Raw genomic sequence first — 12,567 nt, 5'->3', positions numbered from 1 at the left:
GCGATGCTCGGGGGTCTTTCTCGTCGGTGGACCTAAGGGGATTCGAACCCCTGACCTCCTCGATGCGAACGAGGCGCGCTACCAACTGCGCCATAGGCCCTGACGTCTTCTACGCTATCACGCTCGAAGACCCTCTCGTGCCGCGAGGATCAGCCCGCTGCACGCTTCGCGAGGAGGTCGCGCACATGCGCCTCGATCTCCGCGTCGTCGACGTATCCCATCTTCGCGAACGGAGACGCGGCGGCCTGCGAGGCCGCGGGAATCTGCACGGGTGCGGCGGGCGCCATGCGCTCCGCTCGCTCACGAAGCTCGGCGAGACGAGCCGCAGCGCGGCGCTTCTCCTGCGCATCCAGCTCCGCTCTCGCCACCTGCGCGCGCGAGCCTGCGACCGACACCAGCGGCTCGGGCAGCGGACGCGGAGTCCATGTCGCCGGGCCCTGATCGTGCAGTTCGGGCTCTGCCCTCTGCACGGGCTGCTCGACGACGCGCACCGAACGCCGGGCGGCACGGGCAGCGACAGCCGACATGCGCTGCAGGGCGAAGCCGGCGACGACGATGATCGACCCGCCGACCCAGAGCAGCAGCTGCGCCTGAAGCGCGATCAGTTGCCACACGCCGAGCCCGGTGACGACGAGACCGAGAAGCAGGGTCGAGGTGGCGACAATGCGCACGCGGCGACGCGCGCGGGCCTGTCGCATGACGGGATCAGCCCTCGTGGCAGCCAGCTCTTCGCGGAGCTTCATGAGCTCCGCGGCTTCCTTCTCGGACTGCAGGCGCTTCGCGAGCTTCTGCTGCGCGAGGGCAGTCCGCGCGTTGAGTTCGAGACGGACCTCGCCGGGGGTCTCGCTGGTCTCGGCCAGCACCCGAAGGGCCTGGTTCAGTCTGACGGCGTTGCGCTCCGCGGCGTCGTACTGGAAGCGCCCACGCCAGGAGGGCAGCAGGTAGAGCATCCACAGGAGCACAGCGACGAGGACTATCACTCCCCCGCTCAGCACCGGCCCGTCCATGTCGACAACGGTACGGGAACATCGCTGGTCACGACGCTCAGTCGGAGCGTGTGTCGCGAGGAGTTCTGAAGTCAGCGGCGTGTCAGAGCGCGAAACGGTCCGACGGCGGGATCGTCGCGGCGTCCGGAGGCACCTCGCCGTTCAGCCACCGGGCCAGCACGCCCTGCGGCACATCCTCGCGAGTGAGGGCGAACGCGTAGTGATCCCGCCAGTCGCCGTCGATGTGGATGTAACGGCGACGCAGCCCTTCGTAGCGGAAGCCGAGCTTCTGCACGACCCTCAGGCTCGCGACGTTCTCGGGCCGGATGCAGATCTCCATGCGGTGCAGCGCATACTCGGTGAAGCAGGCATCGGTCGCGAGCGCGACGGCTGTGGGCGTGATGCCCTTGCCTGCGAAGCGCTCGCTCACCCAGTACCCGATGGTCGCCGAGCACAACGACCCCCTGGCGACTCCCCACACGTTGAGCTGCCCGGCGATCTCACCCTCGTACTCCATGACGAACGGATAGCCCGCGCCGTCGCGGTACTGCTGCAGCAGACGGCGGATGCTGAGTCGCATGTCGAACGAGACCGATCCGTACGGGACGGTGGCCTCCCACGGCTGCAGCCAGGAGCGATTGCTCAACAGCTCGTGCTGAAGAGCCCTCGCATCCCGAGAGCGCACGAGGCGCAACTCGATGGGACCATGCCGCATCCCCGTCGCCTGATCCATCCGCGCGCTCCCGACGCCGCGTCGACGCCTAGAGGCGTTCCGCGAACTCCTTGAGCCACGGCCGCAGCTCGGGGCCGAGGTCGTCGCGGTCGGAGGCGAGCTGGACGATCGCCTTGATGTAGTCGACGCGGTCGCCGGTGTCGTACCGGCGTCCACGGAAGATGACGCCCACCACACCGGGGCCGTCGGCGCTGGTGGCCAGCTCCTGCAGCGCGTCGGTCAGCTGGATCTCGCCGCCCTTGCCGGGTTCGGTGCGCTCGAGCACCTCGAAGATCGAGGCGGGCAGGACGTAACGGCCGATGATCGCCAGGTTCGACGGCGCGTCCTCGGGTGCGGGCTTCTCGACGAGGTCGGTGACGCGCACGGCGTCCGATCCCTCGATGTCCTCGACGGCGGCGGCGCCGTACATGTGGATGCTCGCGGGGTCGACCTCCATGAGGGCGATCACCGCGGCGCCGCTGCGCTCGTGCTCGGCGATCATCTCGGTGAGCAGCTGGTCGCGCTCGTCGATGAGGTCGTCGCCGAGGAGCACGGCGAAGGAGCTGTCGCCGACGTGCGTGCGGGCACGCAGCACCGCGTGACCGAGTCCCTTGGGCTCACCCTGACGGACGAAGTGGATGTCGGCGAGGTCGCTCGAATGGATGACGCGCTCGAGACGCCCCGTGTCGCCCTTCTCCATCAGCTTGACCTCGAGCTCGGGGACCGAGTCGAAGTGGTTGGAGATCGCGTTCTTGTTGCGGCCGATGATGACGAGGATGTCATCGATCCCGGCGCTGGCGGCCTCTTCGACGACGTACTGGATCGCCGGCTTGTCGACGACCGGCAGCATCTCCTTCGGCATCGCCTTCGTCGCCGGCAGGAAACGCGTTCCCAGACCGGCAGCAGGAATGACAGCCTTCATCTTCCGTATACCCATCCACCCAGCCTAGTGGGGATGCCGCCGTAGACTCGGAGCCATGTCCCACGACGTAGAGCATGAGAAGCGCGCGCTTCGCGCCGAGCTCCGCGAACGCCGCCAGCTGCTGAGCGACTCGCAGCGGGAGGCCGCGGCATCCGCCATCACGCAGCGCCTCGACGAGCTGGTCGACGCGCTCGGCGCCCGGTCGATCTCATGCTTCCTCTCGACCACGACCGAGCCGGGCACCCGGGAGTTCGTCACCGGCGCGGTGCGCCGCGGCATCCGGGTCCTGCTTCCTGTGACACGGGCCGACGGCCTTCTCGACTGGGCCGTGGCGACCGATGACGACGACGTCGCGGAAGGCCTCTTCGGGCTTCCCGAGCCGACCGGCGAGGTGCTCGGTCCGATCGCCGTCAATGATGTCGACCTGATGGTGATCCCCGCCGCGGCCGTCGACCGCACCGGGATGCGCATGGGCTGGGGGCGCGGCTACTTCGACAAGACCATCGGTTCGATGGAGAAGTGCCCTCCGGTCTACGCAGTCATCTATGATTCCGAGGTACTCGACTTCCTGCCGAGGGAGGTTCACGACCAGCCGGTCACCGGCGTCGTGACTCCCACGCAGACCCTCCACCTGTCGCCCACGCGACGCTGACCCGCGAGGATCGCAATGCCCACCTATGCCTATGCCTGCCGTTCGTGCGGTCACGCCTTCGACGCCGTGCAGAGCTTCTCCGACGACGCCCTCACCGTCTGCCCCGAATGCGGCGGCGAGCTGCGCAAACAGTACGGATCCATCGGCGTGACCTTCAACGGATCCGGCTTCTATCGCACCGACTCGCGAGCGGGCTCCGGCTCTTCCGCATCCGCCCCGGCATCATCGAAGGCGGAGCCGGCCAAGACCACGACCCCGGCCCCCGCGTCGACCAGCACCTCTTCTTCCTGACCCCATCAACTCCCCGGAGGCATCCATGCTCAAAGGTTTCAAGGACTTCATCCTCCGCGGCAACGTGATCGACCTCGCGGTCGCGGTCGTCATCGGCACCGCGTTCACGGCGATCGTCACCGCCGTGGTGAACAGCATCATCACCCCGCTCGTCTCGCTGTTCTTCAAGGCGGATGCGACGGGCAACTTCGGACCGCAGGTGCAGAGCATCTACGGAGATACCGTCACGTTCCCCATCGGCGATCTCATCTCGGCGATCATCAGCTTCCTCTCGGTCGCTCTGGTGGTGTACTTCGTGTTCGTGCTGCCGATGAACACGTTCAAGGCCCACGTCGAGGCGCGCAAGGGCACCGCGGCCGAGCAGCCGGAGGAAGAGCCGGCGGCCGCCACCGAGGCCGAGCTGCTCGTCGAGATCCGCGACCTGCTCGCCGGGAACAAGCCGCGCAGCTGACTCGCAGTCCGCACCGCGAAGCGCACGGTCCGATTCGGGCCGTGCGCTTCGTCGTCTCCCGAACACGCCTGAGCCGCTGGTGCTCAGTAGTGCGGGGGCACGTCCTGCATCAGGCGGTCGTCGTTGGGCCCCTTCGGGCCCGTCGTCCGCTGAGGTTCCCGGACGACCCGATCCGGGTCCGTGTCGGTGCCCGGCACGGGAGTCAGCCGGGCACGCCGCGATCCGGCGACCCGCACGACCTTCTGCCGCGGGGCACCGGAGTCCGGCTGATCAGTCATTCTGCGGGTCGGTGAGATCGATCGGCTGCGTGTCGTTGTCGGCTCGAGCCGCGGATGCCGAGATTCCCAAGACTCCCGCGATGCGCGTGGCCGCCGTGACGGGATCGCTGTAGAGGTCGAAGGCGTGCACGCGCACGTAATGCCACCCGAGGCGGCGAAGCACGTTCGGGCGCAGCCGCAGGGCCTCGCGCAGTGACTCGCCCCGAGACTCCGGGTCGGACTCGATGACGACGGCCTTGCCGTTGTGCTGTGCGACGAGCGGCAGCAGACCGCGGTAGTCGACGTCGACCGCTGCGCCGAGACGGCGAAGCTCTCGTGCGAGGGCGAGCGTCAGCGGGTCGGCGAGATCCTCCAGGCGTGCGTCGCGTCCTCGGGTGGCGAGGCCGCCGAGAATCGACATCAGGGTGGCGGCGCCGAACTCGAGGCGGCCGTCGTCGAACGACGAGGGGCGGATCGACGAGACGATCACCATGGACCGGCGGGCGCGGGTCATCCCGACCGTCAGCAGCCGCTCCCCATCCGGCGTGGACAGGTCGCCGAAGTCGCTGAGCACTCGGCCGTGCTTGGTCAGGCCGTAGCCGAGTGAGAAGATCACCCGGTCGCGGCTCTCGGCCACGGACTCCTCGAGGGTGAGCACCGCGAAGGGCTCGGCCGTGTCGCGACCGACGAAGTCGGCGACGTCGGAGCGCCCGGCGAATGCCGAGGTGACGGCGGCCCTCACGCGCTCGGCGTGACGCCTGCTCGCGGTGACCACCATGAGCGACTCGTCCGGGCGATGCACGGCGTGCTCCACGACCAGCGTGACGACGCGTGCGACCTCTGCCTCGGGGCTCTCCACCGCACCCGACACGGGGTCGGGCGCCCCGGTGCCGCCTTCGACGTAGTCGACGGTGAGGCTGCCGCGACCCAGGTACGAGCCCGCCCAGGGCAGCGAGACGATCTCGCCGCCGTAGAACGCGTCGTTGATGAGCTCTGCGAGGTCCTCGCCGCCCGCGCGGTAGCTGCGCGTGAGGGTCATCACGGGAAGCAGTTCGGACAGGCGCTCGAACACCGACACGGAGTCGAAGGGCACCTCGTGCTCCCATTCGGGGCCGGGGTCCACGGCGACGTGGAACGCTGTCGGAAGCTGGGTGACCGGGTCGCCGAATGCGACGACCTGACGGGCACGGCGGATCGCCGGGGCCGCTTCGGCGAGGTTGATCGCGGCCGCATCGACGAGGAGCACCGTGTCGAACTCGACGGAGTCGGGGATCTGCGGCACGAGGTAGGGAGACGAGATCCAGACCGGCGCGAGCACGCCGACGAGGGTGGGCGCGGAGCTCACGATCTCGGCTGTCGTCGTCGCCGGCTGCTTCAGTGCACGCCTCAGGTTCTGCGACTCCTGCGGCTCATCGACGATGGCGATCTTCCACTGGTTCGCAAGCTGCCAGGCGAGCAACGGACCGGCCATCGCGGCGTGCGCCTCGTCGACGAGACGGAAGTCCCGCTCGAGCCGGTCGACCACCGCCGTGTTCGCACCGAGCAGCGCTCGATCCTCCTGCAGAGCCCGCTCCAGCAGTGTCTGCCACCAGGCGAACTCCAGCTCATCACCCACGCGCGACTCGGCGACGTGGCGAACGGACAGCTCCGCGAGCAGCGGCTCGAGACCGAGGTCGGCCAGCCGATCACGCAGCTGCGCGCGCTCCACGAGGTTGTCGAAGACGTCGGACTTCGCCGCGAGACCGGCGAGAGTGCGCACGAGGCGGGCGACGGGGAGCGTCGACAGCGGTTCCCTGCGGCCGAGCGCGACATCGAGCTCGGCGAGCTCAGCCGTGACGCGCTGCCACGAGGAGTGGACGTCGGCGAGCCCGAGTGGAACCTCGGGCGCCACTCCGGCTTCCACGAACCGCTGCCACTGGGTGCGCTGCGCCTGGATGCGCAGCAGCGACTCGTGCATCTCGGTGACATGGACGCCCGGGCGCACGTACTCCTTGGCGAGACGACGCAGCCGACGCCGGTTCGCCCCGGACATCGCGGGCGCGTCGCGGCGCGATCCGTGAGCCTGGATGAGCTCGCCCAGCGGACGCTCGAAGACGGTGGGGCTGAACCGGTCGAGAGAGTCGCGGATGCCCTGCAGCAGCCGCAGGTACTCACCGAGCTCGTCGATCGTCGAGAACGGGCGCATATGCGTCTGGGCGATGAGGGCATACCCGCGCTCGAGGAGGGCCGGCACGCTGTCGGAGTGCAGACGCGCTGCCAGCTGGTGCGCCGACTTCGCAGCCTCGGTGCTCGAGAACGTGACTCCGTACCAGGGCGAGTCGTCGGGTCCGAAGCGGAACTCGCCGAGGCGCGCGGCCTGCGCGAGCGCCGCTGCCGCCGACGAGCGATCGTCAGCGAGACGGCGGAGGGTCTCGGCGCTGAGTCGCGCCGTGGTCGACGGCGGGGTGGGCAGGGAGGCGAGCCTCGTGAGATGCCTGGTGGCGTCGAGCACCGACGAGTTCGTCCCCGCGACCGGAGCGGTGAGAGCGCTGCGATAATCCCTGAGCACCGTGCGGAGACGCACGAGAGCGTCATCGACGTCGCTGACCTTCGGAGCCGTCGCCTTCTCGTTCCGGCCGATCGCGCGGACGAGGTCCCGACGCACGTTCGCGGGCGATACCGCCAGGCTGTCGAGGCCGATGCCCGCAAGACGGTGCCGCACGCCGTCGAGGGTCGACCGTCGCGCCGAGACGACGAGCACCCTCTTGCCGGCCCGCACGAGTTCGCCGAGCGCGTTGATCACGGTCTGTGTGCCGCCTGTGCCGGGGAGCGTCGCGACGGTCAGCGAATGTCCGGCGGCGATCCTGGCGAGGAGCGCCTCCTGCTCGGCATCCGCATCGAGCAGCAGATTGTCGGATGCCGGCGCCCGGTCGTCCGGTCCGGTGTGGTGCGGCGCGGGTCGGCGGGCCGAGACCTGCTCGCGGTCACCGACGTGACCGGCCAGAGCGTTGAGCACGACGTGGTCCAGACTCCCGCCGTCGCGGGACATGGCACCGCCGACATCGGCGAAGGTCGAGACCACGAGCCGCGGCAGCACCGTGAAGGTGTCGATCGACCGCGTCGTGGCCCGAAGGCTGTCGATCACGGGCTGCGGCTTGAAGATCCCGCCGTCGTAGGCGAGGGAGGCGAGAGCCGCGGCGTCGATCGTGATGCCGAAGTGCTCACGCGCGATGCGCACGAGCTCGGGGTTCACCTCGAACGCGCCCTGCAGCTTGAGTTCGAAGTCGGAGTGGTGCCGACGGATGGCGAGGGGCGAAGCAGCACGGGCGCCGAGAAATCCGCCCCGCCGATGCGCCAGCCGGCGACGCCGACTGCGAGGTGCACCGTCTCGATGCCGCGAACGGTGCGCAGCTCGGTGTTCTTCGCCGTGATCCGCTCGGCGGCGAGCCTCGCAGTGCGCAGACCGACCTCGTCGCGATAGAGATTCGACAGCAGGGTCGATTTGCCGGTGATGAACTGGGGAAGACTGCCGGGGTGGGCCTTCGAGATGTCGATGCTGGATTCGACCGTGTCGCGGAAGTTCACGAGCGGCGATGAACCGCCGAGGTCAGCAGCTTCCGCACGCAGCCGAGTGCGCTCGGCCTCTGCCGCATGCGCGATGCCGATACCGGAGACCGGCTCGTGCGATTCGCCGAGGGTCACTGCGGCATCGGTCGCTGCGTCATCCGCAGCCTTGCCTTCACGTCGCCACACACCTCACACACTAAGCGCGCCTCGCCCCGCAGGCGGTATCCCGGGCGGGTTTCACCGTATTTCCGCCCGCTCGAGGGCGGAGCGACGACCCTGCGGACTGCTTCTGCACCCGAGCGACGAGTCGGTGCGGTCTCCCCGGTCGCGCTCGTGGGGACGCCCCCGCACCCCCGCTCCGGTCAGTATGGAGGCATGACCTTCCGCTATGACTTCGCACCGACTCCGTTCGGCGACGCCCTCGCGGTGTTCTCCGACGAGGGGCTCGTCCGATTCGACCTCTCGGAGTCGAATGATCCATCGGTTCCCTGGCTCCTCGAGAACGTCGCGAGCCAGCTCCGGGCCGTCCCGGAACCCGACCCCGGTGCGGCAGACGAGGTCACCGAACTCCTCGACGCGTACTTCGGTGGATCGCCGGTGCTATTCCACGATCACCTGGCGCTCGACTGGCGCCTCATCGACGGGTTCGCGCGCACGGCGCTGCAGACCATCACCACCATCGAATGGGGAGAGACGATCAGCTACGGGGAGGTCGCGGTGCTGGCCGGGCGCCCCGGTGCCGCGCGGGCCGTCGGCACCGCCTGCCGTCTCAGTCCCTTCTCCATCGTCGTCCCCGTCCACCGCGTGGTGCGGTCGGATGGCACGACGGGTCAGTACGGCGCGCATCCCGAGCGCAAGAGGTTCCTTCTCGACCTCGAGTCGCACGGCTGACCGCACACGGGGACCCCGACGAGTAGGCCGTCGGGGTCCCCGTTCGCGTCATCGGCCGCTCAGTGGTCGACGGCCTTCTCGGCCCCGAAACCGGTGAGCGAGCGCACTTCCATCTCGGCCGCCAGGAGCGGCGACTCCTTGGTCCGGCTCGTGACCGTCCCGAGCCAGCCGAGGAAGAAGCCGAGCGGGATCGACACGATTCCCGGATTGTTCATCGGCCACAGCACGATGTCGATCCCGGGGATCATCGAGGTCGGCGACCCGGAGAACACCGGCGACAGGATGATCAGGATGATCGCCGCGGCGAGGCCGCCGTACATGCTCCAGACTGCACCGCGGGTGTTGAACCGTCGCCAGAACAGCGAGTAGAGGATCGTCGGCAGATTCGCCGAGGCGGCGACCGCGAACGCGAGCGCCACCAGGAAGGCGATGTTCTGCCCCTGCGCACCGATGCCACCGACGATCGCGAGGATGCCGATCACGACCACCGTTCGGCGTGCGACGCGCACCTCGCCGTTGGGATCCGGCTCGACGGGGTTTCCGGCCGAGTCCTTCTTCCCCTTCTGGATCACGTTCGCATAGATGTCGTGCGCGAACGAGGCTGCTGCCGTGATCGTGAGTCCGGCCACCACCGCGAGGATGGTCGCGAAGGCGACGGCCGAGATGAACCCGAGGAGGACCGGCCCGCCGAGATACAGGGCGAGCAGCGGCGCCGCCGAGTTCGGCCCGCCGGGTGCCGCCGCGATCACGTCCGCGCCGACGAGCGCGCCTGCTCCGTAGCCGAGCACCAGTGTCAGCAGGTAGAAGCCGCCGATCAGCCAGATCGCCCACACCACCGAACGACGAGCCTCCTTGGCGGTGGGGACCGTGTAGAAGCGCATCAGCACGTGCGGGAGCCCCGCCGTTCCGAGCACGAGAGCCATGCCGAGAGAGACGAAGTCCCAGGGGTTCGCTCCGTACTGCAGTCCCGGCGCGAGGATCGCGTCGCCCTTGTCGGAATTCGCCACAGCCGCCTCGAGCAGCGTGTTGAGGCTGAATCCGTTGATCGCCAGCACCCAGATCGTCATCGCGATCGCACCGCCGATGAGCAGGAACGCCTTGACGATCTGCACCCAGGTCGTGCCCTTCATGCCGCCGATGAGGACGTAGACGATCATCAGCACGCCGACGACGGCGATCACGATCGACTGACCGAGTCGGCCGTCGATTCCGAGCAGCAGGGAGACCAGCCCGCCGGCTCCCGCCATCTGGGCGAGCAGGTAGAAGAAGCACACTGCGAGCGTGGTGATCGCGGCCGCCATGCGCACTGGCCGCTGCTTCAGTCGGAACGACAGGACGTCGGCCATCGTGAACTTGCCGGTGTTGCGCATCAGCTCGGCGACGAGAAGCAGTGCGACGAGCCAGGCGACGAGGAATCCGATCGAATACAGGAATCCGTCGTAGCCGTTGATCGCGATCGCACCGCAGATTCCGAGGAAGGATGCCGCAGACAGATAGTCGCCGGCGATCGCGAAACCGTTCTGCGGCCCCGTGAACGAGCGGCCCGCGGCGTAGTAGTCCGCCGCCGTCTTGTTGTTCCGGCTCGCACGGATGACGATGAACAGTGTCACCGCCACGAAGGCGACGAAGATCGAGATGTTGAGAACAGGATTGCTCTCCACCGCGATCTCCCCCGCGGCGGCGTGAATGCGGTTCATGCGTCAGCCTGCGCCTTCTCGAGCTCTTCGCGGATCTCGGTCGCTATCGGATCGAGTCTCCGGTTCGCGAATGCGACGTACCCCATCGTGATCGCGAAGGTGGTGACGAATTGTCCCAACCCCATGAGCAGCCCGACGGTGATATCTCCCCACACTCTCTGAGACATGAATTCGGTCGCGAAGGCGGCGAGCAGGACGTAGACGAAATACCAGATGAGGAAGAATGCCGCGAGCGGGAAGATGAATGAGCGCTGCGTCTTCTTCAGTTCGCGGAATCGTGGTGATTCCTCGACAGCGATGTAGTCGATCGCTCCCGGCGAATCTGCCGTCGGATGGTCGGTCATGGGGCCTCCTTGCCTCATGTTCTGCGGCTCGCCCCGCATTGCCAGGCGAATGATAGGGTCGACGCTACGAAACGGGGACACAGCGCCGTCACCCCCGAAAGTAGGTAGTCGTGAGCACATCGAGCGAGATGGAATCAGAGACCGAGCTCGTCGCCAGAGCAGTGCGCGAGCTCGCGCAGCGCACCCGGTTCCCGGTCGCCTTCGGCGGCCTGATCGACGAGGGCGTGGTCAGCGTCACCAGCATCGTCGGAAACCGCACGCACAGCCTCGACGGGTTGCGCGTCAGACCCGAACGCGGTCTCGGCGGACGGGCGATGATGGAGCTGCGCCCTCGCATGACGAGCGACTACGGGTCATCGCAGCAGATCACGCACGACTACGACGTGTTCGTGCTCGGCGAGGGCCTCAGGACTCTGCTGGCCCTGCCGATCGTCGTGAGCGGCCGTCCCCGAGGAGTCCTGTACGCGGGGGCCTGGGACCGGACACCCGTCGGCGGCGTGACCACGGCGCCGGCGATGCAGGTCGCACAGTCCGTCGCAGAGGAGCTCCGAGTTCGCGACGAGGTGGAACGTCGCCTTCGCTCGGTCACGCCGTCGTCCGCATCCGTCCCCCGCGCCATCGCGAAGAGCTGCGGGAGAGCTTCGCCGAGCTTCGCAGCATCGCGGCATCCGTCGATGATGCGGATCTTCGGGCGCGCATCGCACAGGTGGAGCAGCGCCTCGTGATGCTCGCGGACGACGCGGTCTCCACCGGCACCGGGCCGATCCCGACGGTTCATCTCTCCCGCCGCGAGACCGATGTGCTCGCCTGCGCCGCCCTCGGCGCGACGAATGCGGAGATCGGCGGGCAGCTCGGCCTTCGCGAGGGCACCGTCAAGGCGTATCTCGGCACGGCGATGTCCAAGCTCGACGCCTCGACCCGCCATGCCGCCGTGGCCAAGGCGCGGCGGGCCGGACTGCTCCCCTGAGTCGCGCGGCGCTCCGCGGCACAGCGCTGCACAGGCCCTGCCCAGCGCTCAGGGCTATCGTGGATACTGGTCGGTGAACCCCGGCCCCGGACGAGGCAGACCAGTACCCGGTGAGCGAAAAGACTGGTCCGAAAGGACCGTCATGTCGTGGATCGTGCTTATCGTCTCCGGAGTCCTCGAAGCTGTATGGGCGACTGCGCTCGGCAAATCCGAGGGATTCACCAAGCTGTGGCCGAGCATCATATTCGCGGGCGGTCTGATCCTCTCGATGCTCGGGCTCGCATTCGCCATGCGTGATATCGCCACCGGCACCGCCTATGCGGTGTGGGTCGGCATCGGCGCGACTCTGACAGTGGTGTGGGCGATGATCACCGGCGACAGCGACATCTCCTGGCCGCGGATTCTGCTGCTCCTCGGCCTCGTCGGCTGCATCGTCGGCCTGAAATTGATCGACCCTGGTCACGAATAGCACTGCGGGCTCGGATATTCGGCAGTACTGTATTCCCATGGCAAGAAGAATTGTGCACCAGCTGGTTGACGACATCGACGGAAGCATCCTGGAAGTGGGCGAAGGCGAAACGGTCCATTTCTCGCTGAATGGCACTTCTTACGAGATCGATCTGAATTCCGCGCACGCAGAAGAACTGCGCGCGGCATTGGAACCGTATATCTCGGCTGGACGACGGGCCGGCTCGGCGGCCTCGTCGCGGTCGGCAGCACCCCGGAAGCGCGCGGGTCGCAATCCCGAGGTCGCGGCGATCCGCGCCTGGGCGAACGACAACGGCTACACGCTCTCAGAGCGGGGCCGCATTCCCGCCCCGGTCGTCGAGGCGTACAACGCCGCGCACTGA

General features: G+C 68.1%; 14 protein-coding genes, 1 tRNA gene, 1 pseudogene and 1 riboswitch. Of the genes and pseudogenes, 8 read left to right on the top strand and 8 right to left on the bottom strand.

Annotation, left to right across the window (positions count from 1 at the left end; all coding sequences use genetic code 11):
• Positions 1–27: 27 nt before the first annotated feature.
• The 4 genes from ACZZ93_RS16755 to galU all read right to left on the bottom strand — a co-directional run bounded on the left by ACZZ93_RS16755 (position 28) and on the right by galU (position 2,635).
• A tRNA-Ala gene (locus ACZZ93_RS16755) sits at positions 28–100 on the bottom strand.
• Positions 101–149: 49 nt separating this feature from the next.
• Positions 150–1,007, bottom strand: coding sequence for a hypothetical protein (locus tag ACZZ93_RS16750; protein WP_372984223.1), 858 nt, complete (start codon positions 1,005–1,007; stop codon positions 150–152).
• Positions 1,008–1,089: 82 nt separating this feature from the next.
• Positions 1,090–1,701, bottom strand: coding sequence for a GNAT family N-acetyltransferase (locus ACZZ93_RS16745; RefSeq protein WP_053099195.1), 612 nt, complete (start codon positions 1,699–1,701; stop codon positions 1,090–1,092).
• A gap of 46 nt (positions 1,702–1,747) precedes the next feature.
• Positions 1,748–2,635, bottom strand: a complete 888-nt coding sequence (gene galU / locus ACZZ93_RS16740; RefSeq protein WP_053097201.1) for a UTP--glucose-1-phosphate uridylyltransferase GalU — start codon at positions 2,633–2,635, stop codon at positions 1,748–1,750.
• A gap of 40 nt (positions 2,636–2,675) precedes the next feature.
• Here galU and ACZZ93_RS16735 point away from each other — a divergent pair, with 40 nt between their 5' ends.
• Genes ACZZ93_RS16735 through mscL form a run of 3 tightly spaced genes read left to right on the top strand, consistent with a single transcriptional unit; the run spans position 2,676 to position 4,014 of the window.
• Entirely contained in the window at positions 2,676–3,272 is a 597-nt protein-coding gene (locus ACZZ93_RS16735) for a 5-formyltetrahydrofolate cyclo-ligase (RefSeq protein WP_053097203.1), read from the top strand.
• A gap of 15 nt (positions 3,273–3,287) precedes the next feature.
• Positions 3,288–3,563: an FmdB family zinc ribbon protein gene (locus tag ACZZ93_RS16730; protein WP_053097205.1), complete on the top strand. Its 276-nt coding sequence runs from the start codon at positions 3,288–3,290 to the stop codon at positions 3,561–3,563.
• A 25-nt stretch (positions 3,564–3,588) separates the two neighbouring features.
• On the top strand, positions 3,589–4,014 hold the full coding sequence (mscL, locus tag ACZZ93_RS16725; protein WP_053097207.1) for a large conductance mechanosensitive channel protein MscL: 426 nt from the start codon (positions 3,589–3,591) through the stop codon (positions 4,012–4,014).
• Between the two features lie 83 nt (positions 4,015–4,097).
• On the opposite strand, the gene ACZZ93_RS16720 is transcribed toward mscL, so the two are convergent.
• Positions 4,098–4,292 (bottom strand): hypothetical protein, encoded by a 195-nt coding sequence (locus tag ACZZ93_RS16720; RefSeq protein ID WP_053097209.1) that lies wholly within the window; start codon positions 4,290–4,292, stop codon positions 4,098–4,100.
• Positions 4,285–7,952 (bottom strand): annotated as a pseudogene (locus ACZZ93_RS16715) (AAA family ATPase). Before ACZZ93_RS16715 ends, ACZZ93_RS16720 begins: the two are co-directional and overlap by 8 nt.
• Positions 7,953–8,192: 240 nt before the next feature.
• Here ACZZ93_RS16715 and ACZZ93_RS16710 point away from each other — a divergent pair.
• Positions 8,193–8,708, top strand: a complete 516-nt coding sequence (locus ACZZ93_RS16710) for a methylated-DNA--[protein]-cysteine S-methyltransferase (RefSeq protein WP_056279929.1) — start codon at positions 8,193–8,195, stop codon at positions 8,706–8,708.
• A 59-nt stretch (positions 8,709–8,767) separates the two neighbouring features.
• Here ACZZ93_RS16710 and ACZZ93_RS16705 read toward each other — a convergent pair whose 3' ends face one another.
• A complete protein-coding gene (locus ACZZ93_RS16705; protein ID WP_056279927.1) occupies positions 8,768–10,405 on the bottom strand; it encodes a solute symporter family protein in 1,638 nt (545 codons plus the stop codon).
• Positions 10,402–10,749 carry a DUF485 domain-containing protein gene (locus ACZZ93_RS16700; protein WP_053097216.1) on the bottom strand — a complete coding sequence of 116 codons (348 nt, stop codon included), beginning with the start codon at positions 10,747–10,749 and terminating at the stop codon, positions 10,402–10,404. The genes ACZZ93_RS16705 and ACZZ93_RS16700 overlap by 4 nt, the downstream gene beginning before the upstream one ends.
• Positions 10,750–10,859: 110 nt before the next feature.
• Here ACZZ93_RS16700 and ACZZ93_RS16695 point away from each other — a divergent pair, with 110 nt between their 5' ends.
• The 4 genes from ACZZ93_RS16695 to ACZZ93_RS16680 all read left to right on the top strand — a co-directional run bounded on the left by ACZZ93_RS16695 (position 10,860) and on the right by ACZZ93_RS16680 (position 12,567).
• A complete protein-coding gene (locus ACZZ93_RS16695) occupies positions 10,860–11,474 on the top strand; it encodes a GAF domain-containing protein (RefSeq protein ID WP_463511596.1) in 615 nt (204 codons plus the stop codon).
• Positions 11,474–11,716 (top strand): response regulator transcription factor, encoded by a 243-nt coding sequence (locus ACZZ93_RS16690; RefSeq protein ID WP_463511763.1) that lies wholly within the window; start codon positions 11,474–11,476, stop codon positions 11,714–11,716. The genes ACZZ93_RS16695 and ACZZ93_RS16690 overlap by 1 nt, the downstream gene beginning before the upstream one ends.
• A 64-nt stretch (positions 11,717–11,780) precedes the next feature.
• Positions 11,781–11,848, top strand: a riboswitch (guanidine-III (ykkC-III) riboswitch).
• Between the two features lie 10 nt (positions 11,849–11,858).
• Positions 11,859–12,185: a DMT family transporter gene (locus tag ACZZ93_RS16685; protein WP_053097219.1), complete on the top strand. Its 327-nt coding sequence runs from the start codon at positions 11,859–11,861 to the stop codon at positions 12,183–12,185.
• A gap of 37 nt (positions 12,186–12,222) precedes the next feature.
• A complete protein-coding gene (locus ACZZ93_RS16680; protein ID WP_053097221.1) occupies positions 12,223–12,567 on the top strand; it encodes a histone-like nucleoid-structuring protein Lsr2 in 345 nt (114 codons plus the stop codon).

This window comes from Microbacterium sp. AC026 (genome assembly GCF_979258475.1).
This window is presented reverse-complemented; position numbering and strand designations above follow the sequence as displayed.

Bases quoted from the DNA above. Each gene is read 5' to 3' on its own strand.
- ACZZ93_RS16750 (WP_372984223.1), bottom strand. From the start codon at position 1,007: ATGGACGGGCCGGTGCTGAGCGGGGGAGTGATAGTCCTCGTCGCTGTG.
- ACZZ93_RS16745 (WP_053099195.1), bottom strand. From the start codon at position 1,701: ATGCGGCATGGTCCCATCGAGTTGCGCCTCGTGCGCTCTCGGGATGCG.
- galU (WP_053097201.1), bottom strand. From the start codon at position 2,635: ATGGGTATACGGAAGATGAAGGCTGTCATTCCTGCTGCCGGTCTGGGA.
- ACZZ93_RS16735 (WP_053097203.1), top strand. From the start codon at position 2,676: ATGTCCCACGACGTAGAGCATGAGAAGCGCGCGCTTCGCGCCGAGCTC.
- ACZZ93_RS16730 (WP_053097205.1), top strand. From the start codon at position 3,288: ATGCCCACCTATGCCTATGCCTGCCGTTCGTGCGGTCACGCCTTCGAC.
- mscL (WP_053097207.1), top strand. From the start codon at position 3,589: ATGCTCAAAGGTTTCAAGGACTTCATCCTCCGCGGCAACGTGATCGAC.
- ACZZ93_RS16720 (WP_053097209.1), bottom strand. From the start codon at position 4,292: ATGACTGATCAGCCGGACTCCGGTGCCCCGCGGCAGAAGGTCGTGCGG.
- ACZZ93_RS16710 (WP_056279929.1), top strand. From the start codon at position 8,193: ATGACCTTCCGCTATGACTTCGCACCGACTCCGTTCGGCGACGCCCTC.
- ACZZ93_RS16705 (WP_056279927.1), bottom strand. From the start codon at position 10,405: ATGAACCGCATTCACGCCGCCGCGGGGGAGATCGCGGTGGAGAGCAAT.
- ACZZ93_RS16700 (WP_053097216.1), bottom strand. From the start codon at position 10,749: ATGACCGACCATCCGACGGCAGATTCGCCGGGAGCGATCGACTACATC.
- ACZZ93_RS16690 (WP_463511763.1), top strand. From the start codon at position 11,474: ATGCTCGCGGACGACGCGGTCTCCACCGGCACCGGGCCGATCCCGACG.
- ACZZ93_RS16685 (WP_053097219.1), top strand. From the start codon at position 11,859: ATGTCGTGGATCGTGCTTATCGTCTCCGGAGTCCTCGAAGCTGTATGG.
- ACZZ93_RS16680 (WP_053097221.1), top strand. From the start codon at position 12,223: ATGGCAAGAAGAATTGTGCACCAGCTGGTTGACGACATCGACGGAAGC.